This window comes from Rossellomorea sedimentorum (assembly GCF_046237645.1).
GTDB classification, from domain to species: Bacteria; Bacillota; Bacilli; order Bacillales; family Bacillaceae_B; genus Rossellomorea; species Rossellomorea sedimentorum.
The window spans coordinates 992,569-1,017,937 of record NZ_CP143546.1; the positions used below are offsets into that span (position 1 = coordinate 992,569).

At 42.5% G+C, this 25,369-nt stretch carries 27 protein-coding genes, 1 pseudogene and 1 riboswitch; of the genes and pseudogenes, 23 read left to right on the forward strand and 5 right to left on the reverse strand.

What is annotated here, in order from left to right; genetic code table 11:
• Positions 1 to 52: 52 nt before the first annotated feature.
• Positions 53 to 1,153 (forward strand): GAF domain-containing sensor histidine kinase, encoded by a 1,101-nt coding sequence (locus tag V1502_RS04855; protein WP_409254282.1) that lies wholly within the window; start codon positions 53 to 55, stop codon positions 1,151 to 1,153.
• 14 nt (positions 1,154 to 1,167) lie between these two features.
• On the forward strand, positions 1,168 to 1,812 hold the full coding sequence (locus V1502_RS04860) for a response regulator (protein WP_409253249.1): 645 nt from the start codon (positions 1,168 to 1,170) through the stop codon (positions 1,810 to 1,812).
• A 114-nt stretch (positions 1,813 to 1,926) separates the two neighbouring features.
• On the opposite strand, the gene V1502_RS04865 is transcribed toward V1502_RS04860, so the two are convergent.
• A complete protein-coding gene (locus V1502_RS04865; protein WP_409253250.1) occupies positions 1,927 to 2,184 on the reverse strand; it encodes a YhdB family protein in 258 nt (85 codons plus the stop codon).
• 170 nt (positions 2,185 to 2,354) lie between these two features.
• Between V1502_RS04865 and V1502_RS04870 the strand changes: the two genes are divergently transcribed.
• From V1502_RS04870 to V1502_RS04900, 7 genes are all read left to right on the forward strand, one after another.
• Positions 2,355 to 2,663: a DUF3889 domain-containing protein gene (locus V1502_RS04870; protein WP_409253251.1), complete on the forward strand. Its 309-nt coding sequence runs from the start codon at positions 2,355 to 2,357 to the stop codon at positions 2,661 to 2,663.
• Between the two features lie 304 nt (positions 2,664 to 2,967).
• Positions 2,968 to 4,164: an MFS transporter gene (locus V1502_RS04875; protein WP_409253252.1), complete on the forward strand. Its 1,197-nt coding sequence runs from the start codon at positions 2,968 to 2,970 to the stop codon at positions 4,162 to 4,164.
• A gap of 173 nt (positions 4,165 to 4,337) precedes the next feature.
• Positions 4,338 to 5,756 carry a SpoVR family protein gene (locus V1502_RS04880; protein WP_409253253.1) on the forward strand — a complete coding sequence of 473 codons (1,419 nt, stop codon included), beginning with the start codon at positions 4,338 to 4,340 and terminating at the stop codon, positions 5,754 to 5,756.
• A gap of 578 nt (positions 5,757 to 6,334) precedes the next feature.
• Complete coding sequence (locus V1502_RS04885; RefSeq protein WP_409253254.1) at positions 6,335 to 7,783, forward strand: SulP family inorganic anion transporter; 1,449 nt, start codon at positions 6,335 to 6,337, stop codon at positions 7,781 to 7,783.
• A 17-nt stretch (positions 7,784 to 7,800) separates the two neighbouring features.
• Complete coding sequence (locus V1502_RS04890; protein ID WP_409253255.1) at positions 7,801 to 8,220, forward strand: universal stress protein; 420 nt, start codon at positions 7,801 to 7,803, stop codon at positions 8,218 to 8,220.
• Between the two features lie 185 nt (positions 8,221 to 8,405).
• Complete coding sequence (locus V1502_RS04895) at positions 8,406 to 8,774, forward strand: ArsR/SmtB family transcription factor (protein ID WP_409253256.1); 369 nt, start codon at positions 8,406 to 8,408, stop codon at positions 8,772 to 8,774.
• Complete coding sequence (locus V1502_RS04900; RefSeq protein ID WP_409253257.1) at positions 8,767 to 10,902, forward strand: heavy metal translocating P-type ATPase; 2,136 nt, start codon at positions 8,767 to 8,769, stop codon at positions 10,900 to 10,902. Before V1502_RS04895 ends, V1502_RS04900 begins: the two co-directional genes overlap by 8 nt.
• 452 nt (positions 10,903 to 11,354) lie before the next feature.
• Here V1502_RS04900 and V1502_RS04905 read toward each other — a convergent pair whose 3' ends face one another.
• Positions 11,355 to 12,710 (reverse strand): TrkH family potassium uptake protein, encoded by a 1,356-nt coding sequence (locus V1502_RS04905; RefSeq protein WP_409253258.1) that lies wholly within the window; start codon positions 12,708 to 12,710, stop codon positions 11,355 to 11,357.
• A gap of 182 nt (positions 12,711 to 12,892) precedes the next feature.
• On the opposite strand from V1502_RS04905, the gene V1502_RS04910 reads away from it, so the two are divergent.
• Positions 12,893 to 13,231, forward strand: a complete 339-nt coding sequence (locus V1502_RS04910) for a hypothetical protein (protein ID WP_409253259.1) — start codon at positions 12,893 to 12,895, stop codon at positions 13,229 to 13,231.
• 39 nt (positions 13,232 to 13,270) lie between these two features.
• On the opposite strand, the gene V1502_RS04915 is transcribed toward V1502_RS04910, so the two are convergent.
• On the reverse strand, positions 13,271 to 13,420 hold the full coding sequence (locus V1502_RS04915) for a hypothetical protein (RefSeq protein ID WP_409253260.1): 150 nt from the start codon (positions 13,418 to 13,420) through the stop codon (positions 13,271 to 13,273).
• Between the two features lie 369 nt (positions 13,421 to 13,789).
• Between V1502_RS04915 and V1502_RS04920 the strand changes: the two genes are divergently transcribed.
• From V1502_RS04920 to V1502_RS04945, 6 genes and pseudogenes are all read left to right on the forward strand, one after another.
• Entirely contained in the window at positions 13,790 to 14,989 is a 1,200-nt protein-coding gene (locus tag V1502_RS04920; RefSeq protein WP_409253261.1) for an HD-GYP domain-containing protein, read from the forward strand.
• 143 nt (positions 14,990 to 15,132) lie between these two features.
• The gene (locus V1502_RS04925; protein ID WP_409253262.1) at positions 15,133 to 16,296 is read left to right on the forward strand and encodes a site-2 protease family protein; all 1,164 of its coding nucleotides are present in this window, start codon (positions 15,133 to 15,135) and stop codon (positions 16,294 to 16,296) included.
• A 217-nt stretch (positions 16,297 to 16,513) separates the two neighbouring features.
• Positions 16,514 to 16,615, forward strand: a pseudogene (locus tag V1502_RS04930) (sensor histidine kinase); the annotation flags it as partial.
• 6 nt (positions 16,616 to 16,621) lie between these two features.
• A complete protein-coding gene (locus V1502_RS04935) occupies positions 16,622 to 16,846 on the forward strand; it encodes a histidine kinase dimerization/phospho-acceptor domain-containing protein (protein WP_409253263.1) in 225 nt (74 codons plus the stop codon).
• A 21-nt stretch (positions 16,847 to 16,867) separates the two neighbouring features.
• Entirely contained in the window at positions 16,868 to 17,398 is a 531-nt protein-coding gene (locus V1502_RS04940; protein ID WP_409253264.1) for an ATP-binding protein, read from the forward strand.
• A 62-nt stretch (positions 17,399 to 17,460) separates the two neighbouring features.
• Positions 17,461 to 17,658, forward strand: coding sequence for a Fur-regulated basic protein FbpA (locus tag V1502_RS04945; protein WP_409253265.1), 198 nt, complete (start codon positions 17,461 to 17,463; stop codon positions 17,656 to 17,658).
• A gap of 69 nt (positions 17,659 to 17,727) precedes the next feature.
• Here V1502_RS04945 and V1502_RS04950 read toward each other — a convergent pair whose 3' ends face one another.
• Entirely contained in the window at positions 17,728 to 18,630 is a 903-nt protein-coding gene (locus V1502_RS04950) for an aldo/keto reductase family oxidoreductase (RefSeq protein ID WP_409253266.1), read from the reverse strand.
• Positions 18,631 to 18,840: 210 nt separating this feature from the next.
• Positions 18,841 to 18,953: riboswitch (TPP riboswitch) on the forward strand.
• 315 nt (positions 18,954 to 19,268) lie between these two features.
• Between V1502_RS04950 and V1502_RS04955 the strand changes: the two genes are divergently transcribed.
• The 7 genes from V1502_RS04955 to splB all read left to right on the forward strand — a co-directional run bounded on the left by V1502_RS04955 (position 19,269) and on the right by splB (position 24,697).
• Complete coding sequence (locus V1502_RS04955) at positions 19,269 to 20,264, forward strand: ABC transporter substrate-binding protein (protein ID WP_409253267.1); 996 nt, start codon at positions 19,269 to 19,271, stop codon at positions 20,262 to 20,264.
• Between the two features lie 16 nt (positions 20,265 to 20,280).
• Positions 20,281 to 20,571: an MTH1187 family thiamine-binding protein gene (locus V1502_RS04960; protein WP_409253268.1), complete on the forward strand. Its 291-nt coding sequence runs from the start codon at positions 20,281 to 20,283 to the stop codon at positions 20,569 to 20,571.
• On the forward strand, positions 20,568 to 21,353 hold the full coding sequence (locus tag V1502_RS04965) for an ABC transporter permease (protein ID WP_409253269.1): 786 nt from the start codon (positions 20,568 to 20,570) through the stop codon (positions 21,351 to 21,353). Before V1502_RS04960 ends, V1502_RS04965 begins: the two co-directional genes overlap by 4 nt.
• Positions 21,331 to 22,068 (forward strand): ABC transporter ATP-binding protein, encoded by a 738-nt coding sequence (locus tag V1502_RS04970; RefSeq protein ID WP_409253270.1) that lies wholly within the window; start codon positions 21,331 to 21,333, stop codon positions 22,066 to 22,068. The genes V1502_RS04965 and V1502_RS04970 overlap by 23 nt, the downstream gene beginning before the upstream one ends.
• Complete coding sequence (locus tag V1502_RS04975) at positions 22,061 to 22,849, forward strand: TatD family hydrolase (protein ID WP_409253271.1); 789 nt, start codon at positions 22,061 to 22,063, stop codon at positions 22,847 to 22,849. The genes V1502_RS04970 and V1502_RS04975 overlap by 8 nt, the downstream gene beginning before the upstream one ends.
• A gap of 562 nt (positions 22,850 to 23,411) precedes the next feature.
• Complete coding sequence (locus V1502_RS04980) at positions 23,412 to 23,657, forward strand: transcriptional regulator SplA domain-containing protein (RefSeq protein ID WP_409253272.1); 246 nt, start codon at positions 23,412 to 23,414, stop codon at positions 23,655 to 23,657.
• An 11-nt stretch (positions 23,658 to 23,668) separates the two neighbouring features.
• Positions 23,669 to 24,697 carry a spore photoproduct lyase gene (gene splB / locus V1502_RS04985; RefSeq protein WP_409253273.1) on the forward strand — a complete coding sequence of 343 codons (1,029 nt, stop codon included), beginning with the start codon at positions 23,669 to 23,671 and terminating at the stop codon, positions 24,695 to 24,697.
• 166 nt (positions 24,698 to 24,863) lie between these two features.
• On the opposite strand, the gene V1502_RS04990 is transcribed toward splB, so the two are convergent.
• Positions 24,864 to 25,295, reverse strand: coding sequence for a hypothetical protein (locus V1502_RS04990; RefSeq protein ID WP_409253274.1), 432 nt, complete (start codon positions 25,293 to 25,295; stop codon positions 24,864 to 24,866).
• Between the last annotated feature and the right edge of the window lie 74 nt (positions 25,296 to 25,369).

Consider the following 25,369-nt stretch of genomic DNA (forward strand, 5'->3'; position numbering starts at 1 on the left):
TGCTTACATAATATTCGGTATACTGTTGCCAAAGGAGGTTACCCTCTTGAACATGGAGAAAATACATTTATTAAAAGAGATTGCAGAACTGTTGAATGAAGAGACAGAGCTGCAGCAGATGCTCTCGTGCGCACTCCAGGTCCTTTTGAAAGGGACGGATTTTACAACAGGCTGGATTTTTTTCATAGATGAATCAGGCGGTCATTCTCTTGAAGCTTTTCATAATCTGCCTTCTTCACTTGAAGATGAAGGATGCGGTCTGCTTAAGGATGGAAGCTGCTGGTGTGTCAACAGGTTTCGGTCAGGGAAGCTGACGAAGGCATCCAATATTATTGAGTGTCAAAGGATAGAGAAGTCGATTGCAGAGAATCGGGGCGACACGGGGAATATTGTCTATCATGCCACTGTCCCTCTTCAGTCAGGAAATGAATCATTTGGTTTATTGAATGTGGCTGCTCCCGGGAAAACCCATTTTCAAGATCACGAGCTGGCTCTATTGGAATCGGTCGCCTTTCAAATCGGATCGGCGATTAAACGAATTATTTTAACAAATAAAGAAAAAGAAGTAGCGCTGATGCAAGAGAGAAACAGATTAGCCAGAGACCTGCATGATTCTGTAAATCAGTTGTTATTTTCTCTTACCTTGACGGCCAGAGGCGGTGCGATGCTGAGTGAAAAGCAAGAGGTGAAAGAAACCTTTACCACCATTCAAAGCCTTGCCCAAGAAGCCCTTACCGAAATGCGGGCCCTCATTTGGCAGCTGAAACCTCATGGATTGGAAAATGGATTCAGTGAGGCAGTGAAAGGCTATGCCGGAATGCTCGGAATGGAAGTCACGGTGAAAGTTGCAGGCGTAATCGCGTTGCCTTCAAAAATTGAAGAAGCTCTTTGGCGGATCGGGCAGGAAGCCATCAATAATGCAAAAAAACATTCCGGAGAGGATAAAATCTGCTTTTTCCTGAAGTCGTCGCCTAAAAAGGTCGTCCTTCATATTGAGGATGAGGGTTGCGGTTTTCACTACACACCAACTCAGAAAATACCTTCAGTGGGTATCCAGGGCATGAAAGAGCGGGTAATTAATCTAGGCGGGAAATTTCACTTGAACAGTGAACCTGGTGCCGGTACAAAAATAATAGTGGAAGTACCATATTAAAAAGGGGAACGCGAATGAACATTAGAGTATTGATTGCAGATGATCATCATGTGGTTAGGAGGGGACTCGTCTTCTTTTTAAAAACACAGAAGGATATTGAAATTGTCGGGGAAGCATCGAATGGGCGTGAAGCGGTTGAGATGGCAGAGAAACTCATGCCTGACTTGATTTTGATGGATTTGGTTATGCCTGAGATGGACGGTATCCAGGCGACAAAACTGATCAAAACCCAACATCCTGACATAGAAATCATGATGCTTACAAGCTTTTCAGATCAAGACCATGTCATACCGGCCATTGAAGCGGGGGCTGCAGGATATCAGCTTAAAGATATCGAGCCGGATCAACTGGTGGATTCCATTCGAAAACTTGTTAGGGGTGAAAACTCACTTCACCCAAAAGCGACAAACCATTTGTTGAAAAGGGTGTCGCGGAACAATCAGCCGCCACATCAGATCCACAAGTTGACCAATCGTGAAAAAGAAGTGCTGAAGGAGCTGGCCAAAGGAAAGAGCAATAAAGAAATTGCCTCCAGTTTGTACATTACCGAGAAAACAGTGAAAACCCATATCTCCAATATTTTTACTAAGCTGGAGGTTTCGGATAGGACGCAGGCTGCTTTGTATGCCGTTAAGTATGGGCTTGCAGGGAAGCAATAAGTTCATATAAAGCTGTCTGGTCTTAAGAACGAACCATTAGTGGAGCTGCCGGGAACTAATGACTTTTATAATAAAAACGGGCTGAATGATTCAGCCCGCCGGATTGGTGGAATCCTAAATTTTCATAATATGTTCTTCCATCGGCTCACTTTGTTGACTGGCAGTCAGATTGGCGTGCTCGATATATCTGAGAAGGGTATACATATTTTGTTCAATAGCTGTATAGTCACGGGAAAAATGATAAGCGTGCAAAAAGTGTTCAATCCTTTTGGCTAAAAGGTCGTCTTTGGTTCGGACCATAAGAATGAGGAGGTTATCCCATTCACTGCGATGTGTATAGTACAAAGCTCTGTCGTAATCAACTTTATTCAATTAACTCCCTCCTTCTGAAGGGTTAATACTAGTATGTTCATGCGTACCACCGAATTTCCTCTGAAAAAGTTGCCTGTCCTGCTCTAATGGGCTTTCCTTCTATTGGATGTATAAGGGGTGAAATTTAACTGCATATTATATATGAAATTATATGCAGAGGTGAGATGAAAATGAGAAAATGGATGGTTATTTTTTCGCTTGTCCTTTTTATGATGGGCAGCAGCCAGCAGGCACTTGCTCAACAGGATTATCAAAAATACGGCCGCATTGCAACTGCGGTCGTGAAGGAAGACTATACCGGTGAAAAGCTGGCGGATTACAAGTATGATGGAAGAAAAACACTTCAAGGCGGCCAGATTGAAGATGCTTTTACCTTTGATGTAGTGAAGGATGGACAAGAAGTAACAGTGAAGGTAAAGGTGGTTCATAACCCCGACAAGCCACAAGACCTTAACATTTCTGTTAGTGAGGTACAGTAAAGAACAGTTTGAGGAAAGCTTGCCCTATTGAGGACAAGCTTTTTGTGTTTTATTGGAAATAAGAACTAATTGATACTATACTTTTTATTAGGCTCTTTCTAAAACTTTGTTGCTATTTAATATGAAGTTCAAAAGATATGCCATAGTTTACATAAATCATCCTGTCAAACACGAAGAAAAGAGCTAAATCACCCTGTTCAGGTAGATAACACAGGATGAATTCGTGTGCTTTTTTATGAAAGGAGTCAGTCTCATGTAATATTCATTCTTCTCTCAGACAATTTAATAATAAGGAGGAAGGATGATGAAGACGAAAGCATTTCGTTACTTGTGGATTGGCCAGGCTTTGGCGAATGGAGGAGATGTCTTTTTCATTGTGGCGGTCATCGCAGCAATATTTGAGCGGACACACTCCCCATTTTTGATGAGTATCATTCCAGTGGTGATCACTTTTTCGCGGTTCATCAGCAGTGTCCTGGCGCCGTTCATTTTGGACCGATTTCATCTTAAAAACCTGCTGTTTTATTCTCAGCTGCTCAAAACATTCTTAATGTTCATACTCACTCTGGCTTTGTTCTTAGATATGGCAGAGATAACGGTCGTTTTTCTGCTGGTTAGCAGTGTGGCTTTTCTGGATGGATGGGCATTGCCCGCGCGCAATGCATTTGTACCTTCCATAGTCAGAAGGGAAGACTTGATGGGAGCCAACGGATTTCTCTCGACGATCGATCAGGCGGTCCAATTTTCTGCATGGGCTGCAGGGGGGATTCTTGTAGCAATGGCTGGTGAAGGGTGGACATTGCTTCTGACTTCTACTTTATTTCTGGCAAGCAGCTTGATGATGTACAGTTTACCGATGTATGACAGCGGCTACCCTATCCGGAAGGGAAAAGTAAAGCTTGCTGAGAAAATGACAGAGGGGTGGACGGATATTTGGAAGAGTCCAGCATTACGGAATATCTTCTTTGTCTACGCGATCGAAGCCGCTGCGACTGTCGTGTGGATTGCCGCAATTTTGTACGTATATGTCGATCAGCAGCTGGGACAAGGTGAAGAATGGTGGGGCTTTATCAACGGTGCCTTTTTCATCGGGCTTATCAGTGCGGGGGCATTATTGTTAAAAACCCACAGGCTGTTTTCCAGCAATGTCTACAGTCTGCTTCCATTCGCATTGGTCTGTACGTCGCTGGCTACATTATTTTTTGGATTGACGACCACTGGACTTCTTTCCTTGGTGTTTTCCATCATTTTTGGTTTTTTTGATGGCGTGAAGGTAATCCTGCTGCAAACAGCTGTTCAGCGCAGTGTGAATCCAGAAAGGCTTGGGAAGGTTTTTGCCGCGCAGGGAGCTTTGACCACGCTTATTTTTGGTCTCTTTTCCCTCACCGCCGGGTACTTTTCTGAGAAATTCGGTGTCGCCCCGGTTTTTATCGTCTCAGCAATTCTGCTGATGACAGCTGTAATTCCGGCTAGAAGGTTAAAAGTGAAATTCCACGGTTAAATAATTTGAAAGGGTCTCCTAGTGAGGCTCTTTTTTTTTTGCCAATTATTGCAAGGCTTATCCGAGCGTTTGCGCTTTTTGTTATTCTGCTCATGAAACCTTATCCAAGTTCATATATTGAAATAAGAGTAGCTTAGGGCCGCAGGTGTAAATTTCTACTGGGGGGAACTTGGATGAGAGAAGAAGAACAAAAACAATTACAGTATGCGATCTCAGAGATAACGGAAATAGCAAAAGGTTTCGGACTCGATTTTTACCCGATGCGATATGAAGTCTGTCCAGCAGATATTATTTATACATTTGGAGCATATGGAATGCCGACCCGATTTTCCCACTGGAGTTTTGGCAAACAGTATCACAAAATGAAACTTCATTATGACCTTGGCCTGAGCAAGATTTATGAGCTGGTCATCAATTCTAATCCGTGCTATGCCTTTCTGCTGGATTCCAACTCGCTCATACAAAACAAATTGATCGTGGCCCATGTACTGGCTCATTGTGATTTTTTCAAAAATAATGTCAGATTTCAGAATACAAAGCGAGATATGGTGGAAAGCATGGCGGCGACCGCCGACCGGATCCGGCAATATGAAATTGAACACGGTAAAAAAGAAGTGGAAACTTTCCTTGATGCCGTTCTTGCCATAGATGAACATATCGACCCGTCCCTGATGCGTCCCAAGCTGTCATGGAGCATGGATGATGTCGAGTGGGAAGAGGAAGAGGTGTCAGCTCCGACCCCATATGATGATCTATGGTCACTGGATGAAGGGCCGAAAAAGGAAAAAAAGCAGCGCAGGAAAGTAAAGAAGAAATTTCCGCCGCAGCCTGAAAAAGATATCCTGCTTTTCATTGAACAATATAGTCGTGAACTTGCGGATTGGCAGCGGGACATTCTGACCATGATGAGGGAAGAGATGCTTTATTTTTGGCCGCAGCTTGAAACGAAGATCATGAATGAGGGCTGGGCCTCGTACTGGCACCAAAGAATCATAAGGGAAATGGATCTGACAAGCGGTGAAGCCATTGAATTCGCCAAGCTTAATGCAGGGGTTGTTCAGCCTTCGAAGACGAGCATAAATCCATACTATCTCGGGTTAAAGATCTTTGAAGACATTGAAGAACGCTATGATAATCCGACTGAAGAAATGATTAAGCGTGGTGAAAAACCAGGATCGGGCCGGGAGAAAATGTTCGAGGTCAGGGAGATTGAATCCGATATTTCCTTCCTTCGCAACTATTTGACTAAGGACCTGGTAACGAGGGAGGATATGTACCTCTTTCAGAAACAGGGCAAGGACTATAAGATTGTCGATAAAGAGTGGAAAGAGGTCAGGGACCAGCTTGTCGGGATGCGGGTAAATGGCGGGTTTCCGTTTATTACTGTCAATGACGGCGATTATATGAAGAACGGGGAACTCTACCTTAAGCATTGGTTCGAGGGCATTGAGCTCGATATCAAATACTTGGAAAAAGTCCTTCCCTACGTTTATCAGCTATGGGGCAGGACCGTCCACATTGAAACACACGTGGAAAACAGGCAGATTTTGTTCACCTATGAAGGCCGGAATGTTCAGAGGAAATATTTATAGAGAGATTAGAGCACTGTGCTGTTGCGTACAGTGCTTTCTTATTGTTGCAGAGCGGGGGAGGTTTTTGTGTGAATTTTGTCTAATGAGGGCTCGTGCTCATTCAGCGGGTGATATCATATTGAGGGAATCTTGAAATGATGTGCCTCGCTCAGCCGGCGGGGTGCATCATATTGAGGGTATCTTGAAATGGTGTCCCTCGCTCAGCTCGCGGGATACATCATATTGAGGGAATTTTGAAATGGTGTCCCTCGCTCAGCCGGCGGGGTGCATCATATTGAGGGAATTTTGAAATGATGTGCCTCGCTCCGCCGGCGGGATACATCATATTGAGGGTATCTTGAAATGGTGTCCCTCGCTCAGCTCGCGGGGTACATCATATTGAGGAAATTTTGAAATGATGTGCCTCGCTCCGCCCGAGAGGTACACTTCTGGCAAACCTAATAAATTTTACTTTTCCGCTTTAAAGCACTAAGAGGGACTGTCCCCTATCGTGCTTTAAAGTGTTAAAGCGAGCTTTTCCTTGTCAGGGAATTTTCCGGTGGTAATCCTCTCATACTATATTTAAAGGAGGATTTATCTTGAATTCTTTGACTTACAGACAAACTTGGTTTGGAAATATTAAAGGAGATATTTTATCAGGGCTTGTGGTTGCCCTCGCTTTGATTCCTGAAGCGATAGCCTTTTCAATCATCGCGGGAGTCGATCCAATGGTCGGTTTATATGCTTCTTTTACCATAGCGGTCACGATTGCGTTTGTCGGAGGGCGTCCGGGAATGATATCTGCCGCTACTGGTGCCATGGCGCTGTTGTTCACGAATCTGGTTGCAGATTATGGGCTTCAGTATTTACTGGCAGCAACGATATTGACAGGCATCCTGCAGATTTTTTTTGGCGTATTTAAATTAGCCCGGTATATGAAATTCATTCCGCGTTCTGTAATGGTAGGCTTTGTGAATGCCCTGGCTATCCTTATTTTCAGCTCGCAGCTTCAGCATTTCCGTGGAGAGGAATGGATTATGTATGCGCTTGTTGGCTTGACACTTTTCATCATCTACCTTCTGCCCTATTTTACTAAGGCAGTACCGTCCACATTAGTGGCCATTGTTGCTGTTACAATCCTGTCCATCACGATGAATTACGGAGTCAGAACAGTCGGCGATATGGGGACGATTTCACAGACTCTGCCGCAATTTTTACTTCCCAATATTCCTTTCACTGTCGAAACATTGATGATCATCTTTCCTTATTCATTGGCTCTGGCTGTTGTTGGGCTGCTGGAGTCATTGTTAACAGCCACGATTGTGGATGATATGACAGACTCTGAAAGTGATAAAAACATGGAAAGCCGCGGTCAGGGAATTGCGAATATCATTACGGGTTTCTTTGGAGGGATGGCCGGGTGCGCTATGATTGGACAATCTGTCATTAATGTAAAGTCGGGAGGAAGAGGCAGGCTTTCAGCTTTGGTAGCCGGTGTGTTTCTGATGTTCCTGATCGTTGTTCTCGGTGATATTGTCATCCAAATCCCGATGGCGGCATTGGCAGGTGTGATGATCATGGTTTCAATCAGTACCTTCGACTGGAATTCAATTCGAACCCTTCACTTATTGCCAAGAAGTGATGCTGCAGTCATGGTTGTGACTGTTTTGACCGTGGTCCTGACTCATAATCTGGCGATTGGTGTCTTCACTGGGATTCTGTTGAGCGCTGTATTCTTCGTGTCAAAGATTTCAAGAGTGCGTGTAAACACTTCACTAGAAGGAGATACAAGAATATATAAGATCAATGGGGAACTTTTCTTTGCCTCTGTAACAGAACTGATCAATCGTTTTGATTATAAAGAGGGGGTTGACAAAGTGGAAATCAATCTCAGCCGTTCTCATATATGGGATGATTCAGCCGTGGCTGCTATTGATAAAATTGTCTCCAAATTTGAAGTAAATGGGATTAAAGCCGAAGTAACGGGGTTGAATGAGGACAGTACCGAATTAGTGGATAAGCTTGCAAATAGACTGGGGTCACACTAAATAGCGGGGGTGAAGGGATGTATAAAAAAATATTACTGGCCACGGATGGTTCCGCGCATTCAAAACGTGCAGCAGAGAACGCCATTCATATCGCTCAATGTACTGATGGCTCTGCTATTGAAGTGGTTTACGTGGTAGATGCAGACCGGGCAAAGTCAGATGTGCTGGCAAACTGGAATTCTGCAGAAGTGAATGACTTTCGTAAAGAGCGGATGAAAGAGGTGGAAAGGCAGGCAAAAGAAGCCGGGGTCCTCTTTGAGATTAAGATTCTGCACGGCGAGCCAGGTCCAGCCATTGTTGAATACGTGAACAAAAACCAATTTGATATTGTAGTCATCGGCAGCAGAGGCTTGAATGGACTGCAGGAATTTGTATTAGGCAGTGTCAGCCATAAAGTGGCCAAAAGGGCGAATTGTCCGGTGTTGATTGTTAAATAAACCTAAGAACCTCCTGACATACTGGAGGTTTTTTGTTTGGACTTTAATACGTTAAAGCGCGAAGAGGGACAGTCCCTCTTCACGCTTTAAAGGGATGAAGCGCATATTGAGTAAATGTTTTGACACATCTCTTCTTCTTACATATACTAATATTCAAATGAACGTTTGATTATCGAGGTGATCCGATGAAACAGAAAGATGTTTGTGAGGTTAATTGTCAAGAAGATGAAAAGGTGGCTTTTATTCAAGAGGAGCTTTCTAGCACCAATACTAATGGGGCGGCCAAAATATTTAAAGCATTATCGGATGATACTAGAATGAAGATAGCTTATGCTCTCACCCTTGAGAAGGAGCTATGCGTGTGCGATGTTGCCCACATTGTCGGCGCCACCACAGCGACCGCCTCCCATCACTTAAGGCTGCTGGGGAATATGGGGCTTGCGAAATATCGGAAAGAGGGAAAGTTAGTTTACTACTCCCTGGATGACGACCATGTAAGAAGCCTGATCAACATCGCCATCACCCATCATAAGGAGGTGGAACAGCGTGGCTGAAGGATTACAGCAAACCAATGCTAAAACAACGTACCGCGTACAGGGCTTTTCCTGAGCAGGCTGTGCCGCAAAGTTCGAAAAGAACGTGAAGCACCTGGATGGTGTTTCTGAAGCAAATGTTAATTTTGGAGCGTCGAAGCTCACAGTTTTTGGAGATACATCAATAGAAGAACTGGAGAAAGCCGGAGCTTTTGAAGGGCTGAAAATCATTCCAGAAAACCAGCAGTTTTCTGAGGAAAAACAACCGTTTATTCAAAAATATGCAAATGTACTGCTGTCAGCTTTCTTCCTGGTCCTTGGCTGGTCGCTTGGACAAATGTATGGAGAAGAGAACTTCATCTCCATCTTGGCCTATGTTGCTTCCATCGTGATCGGGGGATACCGGCTCTTCACCACAGGATTTAAAAATCTTGTTCGTCTCGAATTTGATATGAGAACCCTCATGACCATCGCGATCATCGGAGCGGCTTTCATTGGCGAATGGGGAGAAGGAGCAACAGTTGTCATCCTGTTTGCCATTAGTGAAGTCCTTGAAGCCTATACCATGGATAAAGCAAGACAGTCAATCCGATCGCTGATGGACATTGCCCCTAAGGAAGCATTAATCCGGAGAGACGGCCGGGAAATGGTTGTAGATATTGAAGATATACAAGTCGGCGATACCATGATTGTTAAACCTGGCCAAAAACTGGCTATGGATGGGGTGGTGGAAAAAGGAATCTCGGCAGTCAATCAGGCAGCCATTACAGGCGAATCTGTTCCTGTCACAAAACAAAAGGAGCATGAAGTATTTGCAGGTACCTTGAACGAAGAAGGTCTGCTGGAAGTCAGAGTCACCAAACTAGCCGAAGATACAACCATCGCGAAAATCATCCACCTGGTAGAAGAAGCCCAGGCTGAAAGGGCACCTTCCCAGGCATTTGTCGACCGTTTCGCAAAATACTACACACCGGCAGTCATCCTTGTTGCCATTCTGGTAGCCGCAGTTCCGCCATTATTTTTTGCCGCTGACTGGAGCACGTGGGTATACCAGGGGCTTGCGGTCCTTGTAGTCGGATGCCCGTGTGCACTTGTCATTTCAACGCCGGTTTCCATCGTCACCGCAATTGGAAATGCGGCCAGGAACGGCGTACTGATAAAAGGCGGTATATACTTGGAAGAAACGGGCGCCTTAAAAGCAATTGCGTTCGATAAAACAGGAACCCTGACAAAGGGAGTTCCTGAAGTGACAAACTTCATTTCTTTCCCGGAAGGAAAAAGAGAAGAGAATCTTAATCTCCTTTCAGCACTTGAAAATGGATCGCAGCATCCACTGGCATCCGCAATTATGAAAAAAGCAGAAGAGGTTCGCCTCGATTACCGGACTGTTGATATTAAGGACTTCACTTCTATTACAGGAAAAGGAATCAAAGGAATCATCCAAGGCAGAACTTATCATGCTGGAAGTCCTTCCTATATAGAAGAAGTTATAGGGAAATCTTTGCCGGAGGATTTGAGGAACACTATAACGACACTTCAAAAAGAAGGAAAGACGGTCATTGTACTTGGCACCAATGAAGAAGTGTTGGCATTGACCGCTGTAGCGGATGAAGTCAGGGACAGCAGTGCGGAAGTCATTGAAAAGCTTCACAAATTGGGAATCGAAAAAACAATCATGCTGACCGGTGATAACAATGGGACAGCAGAGGCGATCGCCAAACGTACGAATGTAACTGACATCGCAGCGGAATTGCTGCCACAGGATAAACTAGCGTATATAAAAGAGCTTCGCGGGCGTTATGATAAGGTCGCCATGGTAGGAGACGGTGTGAACGATGCTCCTGCGCTGGCTGCTTCATCTGTGGGGATTGCCATGGGTGGGGCAGGGACCGATACGGCCTTGGAAACTGCAGACATAGCACTTATGGGAGATGACTTAAGGAAATTGCCATTCACCGTGAAGCTGAGCAGGAAAGCCTTGGGGATCATAAAGCAGAACATCGCCTTCTCATTAGGCATCAAGCTGCTCGCTCTCCTTCTGGTGATTCCGGGATGGCTTACACTGTGGATCGCGATATTCGCTGATATGGGAGCTACATTAATTGTCACACTGAATGGTCTTCGTCTCCTTAGAGTCAAGGACAAATAAAAAGTAAAATATTGTGGTTCTCACCTGATTATAGAAAGACAATTGATTAAAAGGGGTTGAGGAACGGAAGGTGTGTAACCTCCTGTGGGAGCAGCGTGACCTCTAGTTCCAGCGTCCAGCCCGACGGAGTCACGCACCTTGAGTGAAAATCAACAGTCCAGACCACAATAGTTGTTACAAATAGAGCGAATAAAAAAGAAGCCGCGATGGCTTCTTTTTTATTCGCTGTTTTCTAAAATGTGGTTGCTTATTAACTAATTATTCTAGGTGTTTTTACGAATGGTTGATTGGAGTGTAAGGTGTGCGATCTCCTGCGGGATTAGCGGGACAGGTGAGACCCCGCAGGCGAAGCTGAGGAGGCTCACCGCCCGCCCCGCGGAGTCGCGCACCTGGAGCGCAAATTAACTACTCATCTAAATAGCAACAATATATACGAAAAGAGCCTTTTTATATTATCCAATAATAACTCTTTCCTTCGGGTAGCTATAAAGTGTTTCTTTTTGCTTGATCCCTAAGATGATAAGGAATGTTAAGAGGCCGATCCTTCCAATGAACATCAGGCACATGATAAGGATCTTCCCAACGACACTTAAATCAGGGGTGATACCCATCGAAAGCCCGACGGTACCGAAGGCAGAACAAACCTCAAACAGGATTTCTATCATTGAGAATGATTCAGTAATAGAAAGGATGATAACCGAACCTGCACACATGAAACTCGCTAACAGTGTGACGGCAAGAGATTTCATGACATCCGTTTGATCCAATTCTCTGCGGAAAACCTTTATCGAAGAGCGTCCTCGTGCAAAGTTAATGAGAAAAAGCACGTTAATGGCAAAGGTGGTCGTCCGTATTCCACCGCCGACTGAACTTGGAGACGCTCCGATGAACATCAACATGCAGATTATGATAAGAGTGGGCTCCGAAAATTGGCTGACATCCATTGTCGACAATCCGCCGCTTCGTGTAGTAGTGGATTGAAAAAAAGCATAAAAGAATGACTTATGCCAGGATTGGCCATCAAAAAAGCGGTTGTATTCAATGACGAGTATCAGAATGGTCCCGACAACCATCAGGCCAAAAAAGGTCACAGTGGTTAATTTAGTATAGAGAGAGAAGTGAAATCTTACCCGTTGATCATTATTTTTCAATAGGAAATCTTTCAGTTCAATTAATACAGGAAACCCAATGGCCCCCAAAGTAATCAGGATTATATTCACACATTGAACAAAGTAATCATCCGCATACGGGATGAGAGATTGTCCTGTAATATCAAAACCGCCATTAGTCGTGGCGCTCACGCTGGCAAAGATTCCATGCAGATAAGCATCCTGCCAACTTGGATAATATTTTAAAAAGTATGTACCTAATATTAGGGCCCCCATCAATTCAATTAAGAGGATGATATACATGATCTGCTTCATGAGATTGACCAGGCCGGCAAGGTTTGATTGATTTTGATCGGTCATGATCAAGCGGCGTTCCTTCAGGCCGATCTTTTTACCTAAAATGAGCCACAGAAAGGTTCCGAGTGTCATGATTCCGATCCCGCCGATTTGCAGGATGAAAATTAAAATGAAAATTCCTGCTGTGCTGAAGGAGTCGACTATCTGTATAACCGTAAGTCCTGTAACACTAATGGCGCTGACCGCCGTAAACATGATATCCAGGAAACTCAAGTCTACCCCTGGTTTAGCTGTAATCGGGAGGCTTAATAAGAGTATGGATATAGCCACTGCGACAAAATAGAAAACAACGATAATTTGCGCAGGAGATAAAAGATCGATTCTTTTTTTGAAACTGGACATAAAAGAGTTCTCCTTTAGGGATAATGGTTCTTTAACACTATACCACATGGTGCAGGGAGGTAACATATAAAAAATTGAGCCTGGAAAACAGCAAATGGTAAGTAATTCCTACTCAAAAAAGAAAATCTTATGGTACAATTTTAAAGATGAAAGACTGGTTTATGTTTGAAAGGAGCATCAAAATGGCAAATGTTTTTAACAATACGACTATAGTTGCTATTATTATTGCTTTTTCCGTGTATTTTATCATCAGGGGAATAGCGATATTCTTAGGAAAAGCGGGCAAGGGATATATGGAGAAAAGGAACTTAACTACAGAAAAGCTGTTCTTCCATCTTATTGGAGGCTACTATATATTTACCGGTATTCTGGGATTATTCATCCCAAAACTAGATTGGAAAACTGAAGATATCTACAACTCGATCGGAATTTATGCGTTGGTTTCCGTTTTCTTCTGGCTCTCTATTGACTTTTTGATGAAACGAAACAGTGATATCGAGCAGGAACTTGCAGAGAAATAAAAGAAGGCCCCAATATGCGGGCCTTTTTCTTATGTTTAATTAAAAAACTCCTTTTTCAAATAGCACAAATATAATGGCGGCGAGTACAAGTGAATAATTTGTTATCCATGATCCTTCTGCTTTCTCTTGAGGCTTTCCGAACAATCTGTCAAATGCCTTTTTTCGCAAAGCGGTTTCATTGACCAACATTCAATATCACCTCGTATATATTTGTAAACGCTTACTTATTATATTACCAACCTGAAACTAATTATTCAAATATTCAGTAAATTATACTGCTCACGATTTCAATACAGTACTTTAGCCCTCTTTTACTACTGTCTTATTAAGAAAACGTCAATACCACCGATACAAATATTAGGAAATTAATCTATCGGTTTTTTCAGCGTTTACCGTGACTCTTAAAATGTATATAGTTGATACTCTAACCTCTTCCCTTGGTTAAATAGTTAGAATAAACTATTTCCCTGCTGGGTCTTTTGCTATAGAATTAACAATGTCGAATTATGACATAAAAGGGTTTTTGAGTAACACTATTTACATCAAGTGAGGGCAGCCATGTTAAAAAATATAAAAGATTCACCGTTGATTCATGAAGAAAAACGGACACTGAAATGGTTTTTAGTGCTGTTTTTTACTATATCTATTTTATATGAAGTATTCTACTACTTTATTATCCCTGGAATTGTAGAGGGGAAGACGGTTGGGATGCCTTCAATTTTTGGGTACTTCCTTTACATCATTGCATTTATCATAACAGTGGGCAGTTACCTTCTTTATAGAAAAAGAAATGTTTCCCGGATAAAATACATTGTAGTATTGGGCTATATAGCCCTCGCCACCATCAATGAAATTATTATTCACATCGGCAATCCAGATCTGCTGGGTGGAGGAAATATTGTCGAAGTATTTTTGATTCTGTTTTCACCGATATTTATCAGCGAGGCATTCTTTCTGTTTGTTTGCAGTTCTATTATCCTGAAGTATGGAATGGTTAGCCTTTTTACTCAGGATATTGCGATATTAGTGTTGCCGGTTGTCCTGGTCATGCTTATTTCTTCCATTGCATACTTACTGCTCAAAAGGATATTGGGATATGTAAATGGAATGAAGTACTCCTATAATAAACAATTGGAAGGGATTGTGAAGGGGATCATCGCCACCCTGGAGCTGAAGGACCCCTATACAAGAGGGCATAGTGAACGGGTAGCCTTCTATGCTCTCTCGCTGGCAAAGAAGTTAAACTTCTATACAAAAGAACAATTAGTTGCATTTTATTATGCATGTTTGTTACATGATATAGGGAAAATTCACATACCAGATCGAATATTAATGAAGCCTGAAAAGCTTACCCTGGAAGAATATGAGATTATCAAAACTCACCCGGCTGTGGGGGCAGAAGCTGTAGAAAAGGTTGATGTGCTCAGTGACAGTTTAAATGTCATTCGATCTCATCACGAAAGGTGGGATGGAAGAGGATATCCGGAGGGTTTGAAAGGTACTGAGATACCTCTTGCAGCAAGGATTACGGCTATTGCTGATGCATTCGACGCCATGACCTCTACCCGTTCCTATAGGAAGGCTCTGTCGACAGAAACTGCTTATCAAAGAATTCTTGAGGGTCAGGGTACGCAGTTTGATCCGGACCTAATAAATACATTTAAGGAAGTCTTTCCTGAATGGGTTGAAATGAAAGAAGAATCAAATCGTTCAACATCTCTTGAGGCAGTTATGCCTCAAGAATCAAATATTCAATAGTTAGAAGGTGAAACAATGAAAATCAAAAAGTTAAGTAAGATAAAAACCACTTGCTGGTGGTGCAAGTGGTTAAATGTTTAATGGTTCAGGGGATGCTTGCTGCTGCTTGCATCCCTTTTCTATAGGGAAGGGGGAGAGGATGGATGTGGCACGATAACAGCAGACTTGTGTTCGTTGATTATGAAATTCATCGGGATAAGGGGAATTTTATACTGGAAGATAAGGCAGCTGGTGATTTTTATGAAATGCCAATTGCTGCTATAGAAGCAATTGGGTGTCTATCTTCAGGTATGACAATCCATGAAACAGAAGTACATCTTTTATCCAAGTATCCTGAGGAAGATATAAAAATAGCAGAGTTTATTACTCAATTGATAGAATTGAAATTAATCAAACAAATAGATGAACTGGTCATTGACCGTGTCGTTAAAGAAAGAGACAGCACTGATTTCTTATGGATTAATAAAACTGCAGCTTCATTGTTCTTTAACCGATACAGCACATTCATTTATGTTCTTTCTTTTTTTGGCTCTGTTCTACTAATGATTCGCAATCCTTCTCTATTCCCTCATTATACAGATTTATTCTGGTACGACTATATGCTATACAATGTCCTTCTATTTTCATCAATAAGTTTCATTCTTGTTCTGATTCATGAAGCAGGTCATGTCCTGGCAGCAAGATCCTATGATATCCCGGTCAACCTGGGCATTGGACACAGACTCTTTTTTCCTGTTATAGAATCTGATGTCAGTTCAGCTTGGAAACTCTCAACCAATAAGAGAAATATTGTGTTTCTTGCGGGGGTGATGTTTGATTTTGTCCTCCTTTTTCTCAGCTTAGTCATTCAAGAGTTCATCTTGCCTGCAAAAGAAGGAACCCTTTATGCCATAACGTCAATGGTTAACTTGAATATTATTATCAGGCTTGCTTACCAATGCTGTTTTTATATGAAGACGGACTTATATTTTGTACTTGAAAATATTACTGGACATTATAACTTGATGGAAGAAGCGAGAACTTATGTATCGTCAATGTTTTCAATTAACAAGGAAAAGCATTCTTCTTCTGAAACGGAGAGTTTTGTGAAATGGTATAGTTATTTTTATATTGGAGGTACGCTGCTTACCGTGTTGCTGGGCCTTTTTTATTTACTCCCTCAAATAATTTATTCTTTAAATATGTCAATCCTTTCATTGAGTTATCCGATCACGACCATTCAATTTTGGGACGGCTTTTTAATTCTAAGCCAATTTCTGATTTTGGCAGCTTTACTGATTTATTCTTGGAGAAAAAAATCACTATAGTTTCATTTCTTCAGATATCTTCTAAAGGAGATATCTTTTCTGTTGCTAAAAGGCTTTTGATTCCTTTGGTTTTTTATTTTACAAGGAAAGGAAGGGTATACTTAGTAAAGTATTTATACCTGTGTGGCTTCATATTAATAGATATCATCAATAGCTTTTAATTTACTCTAGTACAGCAAATAATTTTGAAATAGGAAATGCTGTCGAACTTGTATTTATATTATTTTCTCCATTAATTATCAATAAAAAGTTTTTCTGGGTTACTTTTCTAGGCCTTATTTTTAAATATGCTTTTATCGGCATCGTTTTGCAAGACAGCACAGTTATGTTCGCAATTTTCCTTTACAGTATCTTTTCGTTACTGTCATTTATTTTATTGAATCGATTTTATTCAAATTTAGTGGCAAGAACAAAAATAAACGACCAGCTACGCGAAAAAGAAAAACTTGCTGCGGTCGGCAGGTTTGCAGCCTCGATCAGCCACGAGGTAAGGAACCCACTGGCTTCCTTGAAGGGGTTTACTCAACTGCAGCAAGAGAAGCACCCCTAGGATAGTGAGTACTACACGATAATGACGAATGAAATTGAAAGAATTACATCTTTGCTCGATGATTTGCTGGTGATTGGGAAACCAAGAGGGTTGAACTTTGAAAGCCATGATATACATGAAATCATTGAATATGTTGCAAAGGTGATGGAGAATGATGTCCAAAACCAGAATATTCAAATATTCAGGGCTGTTGAGCCGGGTCTTCCGCGTATTGATTGTGATGCGAAACATCTAAAGCAGGTGTTAATTAATCTTATCAAAAATGCAATGGAAGCTATGCCTGCAGGCGGTGAGGTCATTATCAAGGCAGAAATGGGTGAGCCGGATATGATACTCTTATACGTTAAAGATCAAGGTGACGGAATATCGAAAGACGATTTTGAACAGCTCGGCACCCCATTCCATACGACTAAGACAGATGGCAATGGCCTTGGATTAATGGTGAGCTTTAAAATCATTGAAGAACATAATGGTACGATTCGGTATGAGAGTAAAGAAGGAGAGGGGACAACGGTTTCCATCACTCTCCCCATCAGACAAACAACTTTATAAAAACAATAGACTTAGGTTAGAAATATAGAAAAGCGGGTATACTCTTCTCGGAGGGATTAACCGTGCAACAGAGAAATAAAAATACATCAGAAGACTTTTATATTAAACAATTACTTAGGATAGGAATTTATAAAATTTCCGATAAACAGCTCTATGAATTGAGTAAAAATGAACTTCAAAAAGAGTACCTGACCCATTATGTCGAGAATTCATTAAGCAATGTGCTTGGAAATGGACTCAATGAGAAAGGGTATGTCTGATAAACATGTCTTTTCTATAAACCTAAAAAGAATCCTGCAGGCTGCAGGATTCTTTTTTATGAGAACTTTTTAAGGAACATCATGTCCCATGGAGCTTTGCAAGATTTCAAACCATTGGTCATGGTTCAATTTAATATCAAGAGAGTCCACAGCTGATTGAATTCGGTCAATGTTGCCTGATCCGATAATCGGCATTATACGGGAAGGGTGGTTAAGCAGCCATGCATATATGATTTGATCAATGCCTGCAGCGTTCTTCTCTTCGCGGATTTTTTCCAATGTGCTTCGCAGTCGGACTGCTTTATCATCATTGCTTGAGAAAATCTTTCCTCCCGCTAATGGGGACCATGCCATAGGCGGAATTCTGTTTTGCAGCGAATGATTCAACGTGCCGTCTTCAAAATTTTCAAGCTCGTACGGCGATAATTCAATCTGATTGGTGATCAGCGCAAAATCCAGGTAGGACTGAAGCATGCTGAACTGATGATCCTTAAAGTTTGACACACCGAAGTAGCGCACTTTTCCTTCTCGATGCAGCTGATTAAAAGCATCTGCTGTTTGTTCAGGGTCCATGAATGGATCCGGACGATGAATGAGCAGCACATCTATGTAATCTGTTTTCAAGCTCTTTAAAGAATTTTCCGTTGATTCTATGATATGTTCCTTGCTGGTATTATAATGGTGCGTTTTGTGTTCCGGGCGGTTCTTGGAAGGCAGTACAATGCCGCATTTGGTGACGATCTCCATTTTCTCTCTTAATGAAGGCTTTAATGCCAGGGCATCACCGAATAGCTGTTCACACGTATAGCTTCCATATATATCGGCATGATCAAAGGTTGTAATGCCGGTTTCGAGCACTTCTTCGATCAATTTCAATGTTTCTTCTTTTGTCTGGTTCCAATTGGACAGGCGCCAAAGGCCATGGATGAATCTTGAAAATGTAAGGTCGTTTGCAAGCTGAATTCTTTCCATCTGTATCCTCCTCGTAATTTCGCTTCATATCAAATTATAGCTTGTAACAGCTATTCTTCAAAACATGAGGGCTTGGTGCACTTCATCACTTTAAAGCACTAAGAGGGACAGTCCCTCTTAGTGCTTTAAAGTGGTAAAGTAAAAAGGCGAAATTACTTGAAATATAGGGACGTTTATGTCAGAGTAGAGGTTGGAAATGAATTAAATATGCGAGAATAGTGGGGGGACCAGTGGAGCTGGTTGAGATTGTATCCTTATTTAGATACTGACCCTTGGAACCTGATCTGGCTTAGACCAGCGTAGGGAACATATTCTAAACGGTAAATCTGTTTTCAATATGCGTCCCGGCATCGTTCCGGGACGTTTTTTTATTGATTAGGAAATTATAGAATTGCCCCATTCGGATAACTTTTAACTTTGTAATCCACATCCAGCTTCGGCGCCCAGCCGCAAAAATAACCCGAAGAGAATAAAAGGAAAAATCGCCTTTTTTTCTCTTCGGAACATTTGCCTGTCGGGGCTGAACAAGGCGCTTGCGCTTTTATATTTAGGGAATGGGCGGAGAGGCTTCCTAATGAAGTAACCGAACGGGTTCTATATCACTCGCAAACTTTTTAACACACAGGAGGAACCTTTTAATGAAAAAAGCAATGTTAGCCTTATTGTCAGCTGTTTTGATCGCCGGATGCGGCCAGAATAACAATGCCGGCCAGGAAGAAAACGGTACAGGGGAAACACTGAAAGAAGTATCTGTAGTACTGGATTGGACACCGAATACAAATCATACAGGTTTGTATGTTGCGAAGGAAAAAGGGTACTTTGAAGAAGAAGGCCTGAATGTTGAAATTATCATGCCTGGTGAAGCGGGAGCAGATTCCATTGTTGCTTCAGGTAAGGCAGAATTCGGGGTCGGCTACCAGGAAGGGGTTACACAGGCAAGAATACAGGATGTCCCGCTTGTATCCATAGCAGCAGTCATCCAGCATAATACGTCCGGATTTGCCTCACCTGCAGACACGAATATCCAATCACCCAAAGACTTCGAAGGAAAGACCTATGGCGGCTGGGGCTCGCCGGTTGAAGAAGCGGTTATGGCTGCAATCATGAAGCAGGAAAATGCTGATGTGGCGAAAGTGGATTTTGTCAATATGGGCGACAGCGATTTCTTTACAGCTGTACAGCGGGATATTGACTTTGCCTGGATCTATTATGGCTGGACAGGGATTGAAGCCGAGCTCAGAAACGAAGATATCAATATGATTTACCTAACAGACTACTCAGAAAAACTGGATTATTATACTCCGGTCCTGACAACGAATGAAAAAATGATTTCTGATGACCCTGAAACAGTGGAAGCATTCCTTGCTGCCGTATCAAAAGGGTATAATTTTGCCATCGATAATCCTGCAGAAGCAGCCCAGGTCCTGATTGATGCTGTACCGGATCTGGATGAGGAGCTTGTGAAGAAAAGCCAGGATTGGCTTGCATCCAAATATACGGATGATGCTCCAAGATGGGGAGAACAAAAACTTGAAATCTGGGAAAACTATGCCGACTGGATGTTTGAAAATGAACTTCTTGAAGCAGAATTAGACGCGGAACAAGCGTTTACGAATGAATTTTTGCCAGAATAAGAAGGTGGTCCTTGAAATGGAAAACAGTTTAATCAGTGTTCAAATTCTACCGAAAACTCCCAATGGCGAAGATGTTATTCCGTATGTTGATGCAGCCATCGCAGTCATTGAGGATTCCGGTGTTAAATACCAAGTTAACCCTCTGGAAACAACCATGGAGGGAAACCTCCCGGAATTAATGAGATTAATCGAAAAAATGAATGAGAAAATGATTGAAATGGGAAGCAGCAATGTCATCTCACAAGTGAAAATTCTTTACCAGCCAAGCGGGATTTCGATGGGACAATTAACGGAGAAATATCGATGAATAGATTCCTTCAACGAGGATGGCGGCCTACCGTGGTCATCATCCTCTTGTTCATTATTTGGGAAGTCAGTGCAAGGCTGGCGGATATTCCGGCATGGCTGCTCCCTGCACCTTCACGTATCGTGAGTGAATCTCTCGCTGTATGGTCGAACTTCCAGGGGCATTTGATTTCAACCGTTTACTTGACACTTCTAGGGTTCTTGATAGGCTGCGGAATTGGATTGCTGGTGGCCGTGGGGCTTCACCTAGTGCCGGTATTAAGGGAGTCAGTTTACCCGCTTCTCATCTTGTCACAGAATATCCCGATTATTGTCCTGGCGCCATTACTGGTTGTCTGGTTTGGATTCGGGCTGCTGCCCAAGATGATTGTCATCACACTCGTCTGTTTTTTTCCTGTCGCTGTCGCTGCGTTGGATGGTTTCAGGCAAACGGGCAATGAGCTGAAGCATTATATGCAAATGGCTGGTGCAAGTAAGATGCAGATATTTCGGAAGCTGGAATGGCCGCACGCCCTTCCTTCCATTTTTTCAGGACTGAAGATTTCAGCGACCTACAGTGTGATGGGGGCGGTCATTTCTGAATGGCTGGGAGCGAAGCAGGGGATCGGTGTCTTCATGACCCTTGCATCGTCTTCATTCAGGACCGACCGGGTGTTTGTTGCTATTTTTGCGATCATGTTATTAAGTTTGGTATTCTTTGCCCTCATTATCGGACTGGAAAAATGGCTGATTAAGTGGCGTCCGAAAGGAGAAGAGAAAAGTGGAAAAGTTGAGAATCGATAACTTGGATAAATCCTTCGATGGACAGCTCATACTAGATGACCTCTCCCTTACAGTCGGAGACGGGGAATTTTTATCCATACTGGGGCCTTCCGGAAGCGGGAAAAGTACCTTGTTTCATTTGATCGGGGGCCTGTTTTCTCCAGAAAAGGGTTCTATTCAGATTGATGGCGAGAATATCAACGGGCGAAGAGGCTACATAAGTTATATGCCGCAAGCCCCTTCGCTTTTTCCATGGAGAACCGTCGAAGAAAATGTCCTCCTTGGGCAGGAGTTGTCTGGAAAAAAAGACAGGGAAGGTGCCCTGAGAATGATTGAAAGAGCCGGTTTGAAAGGGTATGAAAAGTCATATCCCCATGAATTATCCGGCGGGATGAAACAAAGGGTTGCCTTTATCCGGGCACTGCTCAGTCCACAGCCGATCATATGCCTGGATGAACCATTTTCTGCCTTGGATGAATTCACTCGCCTGGCCATGCAAAAGTGGCTTCTATCCATCTGGGAAGAAAACAAGAAAAGCATCATCTTTGTGACTCACAATATTGAAGAAGCACTATTTCTTTCAGATAGACTGATTGTGCTGTCTCAAAGGCCAGCATCAATAAAGAAGGAATTCACAGTCCCGTTTTCAAGGCCGAGGAATGAGGACTTGGTACTGAGCGAAGAGTTCCTTCGATGTAAAAAAACGATATATGAAGAGCTGATTGTCCATGGATAAGACGGTGAAAGGGCCAATCATAGATTCTCATATTCATTTGGATATGTATCAGCCATCTGAACAGAAGAGAATTTTGTCTGACTGCAGGGAGAATAATGTCCTGGCAATGGTCTCGGTATCTTTTCATTTGAAATCCTGTTATGAAAATCTGCGGTTGTCCAGAATGGATGGCAAGATCAAACCGGCTTATGGATACCATCCGGAGCAGCAGGTACCATCTTGCGAAGAAGTCCAAGACATCCTGTCATTCATTAGGCAGCATAAAGATACAATGACGGCGATTGGTGAAGTTGGACTGCCTTATTATTTAAGGCAGGAGCATCCCCAATTGAATCTTGCTCCGTATGAAGAGATACTTGAGTTGTCTATCAGCGAGGCGGCGGAATTGGATAAACCGATCATCCTGCATGCGATATATGAAGATGCGGATTCAGCGATTTCCATGCTTGAACGGGCATCTGTGCGAAAAGCGCATTTCCACTGGTTTAAGGGATCTCCAAAGACAATGGAGAGAATGAAGGATAACGGTTATTATCTATCAGTCACCCCGGATATTTTATATGAAGAAGAGATAATGAGCATTGCAGATGCTTATCCTCTTCACCGCATCCTTGTCGAAACGGATGGTCCTTGGAGATTTGAAGGGCCTTTTACAGAAAGAATGACACAACCGGGCATGATTCACGAAATGGTGAGAAAGCTGGCCCAGATTAAAGGAGAATCTGTTGAGGATGTCTATAAGGTACTATTGGACAACACGAAACTGCTTTATGAAATTTAAGCCTGTTCCTTTTGGGGAGGGCTTTTTATTAGGCTCTTTTCTAAAACGTTGTTGCTATTTACTATGAAGTTCATGAGATATAATGATAATCCACCGAAATTATCCTGGTAAATAAGAAAGAAAAGAGCTAATCACCTTGTTCAGTTAGTTAAGCCTTTGGACCCGAGGGAAAAATCCGGACCTTTGGATTTTTCCGATAGCAACAACTTATACGAATACAACCTTTTATTATCATAAAATTAACCTCTTTGAATAACTTTTTTACCACGTGCAGTTTAAATTTCCGAATCTAGGTCTCCACTTGAACGTAACCCAGCCCCCGGAATATTCACCTGTGTTGGACCTAAACGGCGCATTTTATGCAGGTGTCTAAAACAAGCTGTGAGTACTGGGCAGCATGCTTCTCTGGATTCCATGCCCGTGAGTTGCTTTTATTGAAATGGAGGCATATGACAAGTGCAGCAGCCTGTAAAAAAAAACATAACCATAAAAACCCATCTATAAAACGTCCTGTGTTCAGGGAAACTGAATACATACTGTTTAATGGAAAGGATGTTTTTATATGGAGCTGAATAATGAGTTGACTCCTTACCGTGCGGGGGATGTGGTTTATGTCATCTACCGGAACCCCCATACGCAAAGTGTGGCTAACGTACAGGAAGCCGCCGTTGTTCACAACCCGGAGGACCCTTCGCAGCTTGCATTGTTCTTATACGAAACCTACTATCCGTTGACTGATGAAATAGCAGTGTACCAGACGGCCGAGCAGGCTGAACAGGCATACATGGGCTATTTTGGCGAAATATAGGTGGTGGGCACATGATTAAACCATTTATGCCTCAATTAGTATACATTGAGCCGGGCGCGCTTGAATATCCGCTTGGTAAACAATTAAAAGAGAAGTTCGAGAAATTGGGTATCGAAATCCGTGAAACCACCTCCCATAACCAGGTCCGGAATCTCCCGGGAGACAATCATTTTCAAAAGTACCGTGTCGCCAAATCGACTTTGGTGGTGGGGGTGCGGAAAACATTGAAATTTGATACATCCAAGCCTTCTGCAGAATATGCGATTCCATTTGCAACTGGCTGTATGGGACACTGCCATTATTGTTATCTTCAAACAACCATGGGCAGCAAGCCGTACATAAGGACGTATGTAAACGTTGATGAAATTCTTGAAGCAGCTGATAATTATATGAAGGAAAGAGCACCTGAATTTACAAGATTCGAGGCAGCCTGTACATCCGATATAGTCGGAGTCGACCACTTGACCCACTCGCTGAAGAGAGCAATCGAGCATTTTGGTGAATCCCAATATGGAAAGCTGAGGTTTGTGACGAAGTTTCACCATGTCGATCATTTGCTGGATGCCAAGCATAATGGAAAAACAAGGTTCCGTTTCAGTGTGAACGCCAATTATGTTATTAAAAATTTTGAACCGGGAACGTCTCCGCTTGATAAAAGGATTGAAGCGGCAGGTAAGGTAGCGAGAGCCGGCTATCCGTTGGGCTTCATTGTGGCCCCGATATATCTTCATGAGGGATGGGAAGAAGGATATCATCATATGTTTGAGCGCCTGGATGCCGAGCTGCCTGATTATGCGAAAAAAGATTTGACCTTTGAATTTATCCAGCACCGTTTTACAAAGCCTGCCAAGCGGGTCATCGAGAAGAATTATCCGATGACAAAGCTTGAGCTGGATGAGAATCAAAGAAGATATAAATGGGGTAAATATGGTATAGGGAAGTATATCTATCAAAAGGATGAAGAACAGGATATTAAGGATCATTTATATGGATATATGGAAAAGTTCTTCCCGGATGCGAAGCTGGAGTATTTTACTTAACAGACATAAGAGGTGTGAAATTGCAGGAGCTGGCGCTTCAGGCAGCCTGTGGGGGGACAGGAAAACAGCTTACCCATTCCTTTTTTACCTCCAATCTTACGAAGCCCTGCCAATAACTTTCTACCCAAAAAGAAAGCCACCAGGTCACATGCGACAAGGTGGTTTTTTATATAATCGTATTCAAAACATCTTTTAGGCTTTTAACCTTAATGGCAAGCGAATCACAAACTTCCTGATAAATCACCCATTCTTCAATGGGGGTTTTCGCTCTTTTTTCAGGATTGGGCAAATTCCAATGAACGACTTTATTTATACAAGCATCCGGAATTTCAAATTCATGATCTTCTTCAAAATCATGTATAGCAATGATAACAGAAGCTTCGTCCAGTTCTTGGGGATCTGCTCTTTTCTTCTGTTTCTCAGAAATATCGATGCAGAGTTCTTTCATCGCTTCAACACTGAATAGATTGGTTCTGGCATCGGCCCATCCCCCACTGTTGAACTTCCAACCGGAAATATCTGTTTTTTGTGCCCATCCCTCTGCCATCAGGCTGCGCTGGTGATTTGGAGACAAAAAGTATATTTCGTTTTGTGCCATTCTTAAGAAGTCCTTTCTTGTTAAGTTGAGTTATTAATTAATACCCGTCATAAAGAGGATTACTCATTAAACGG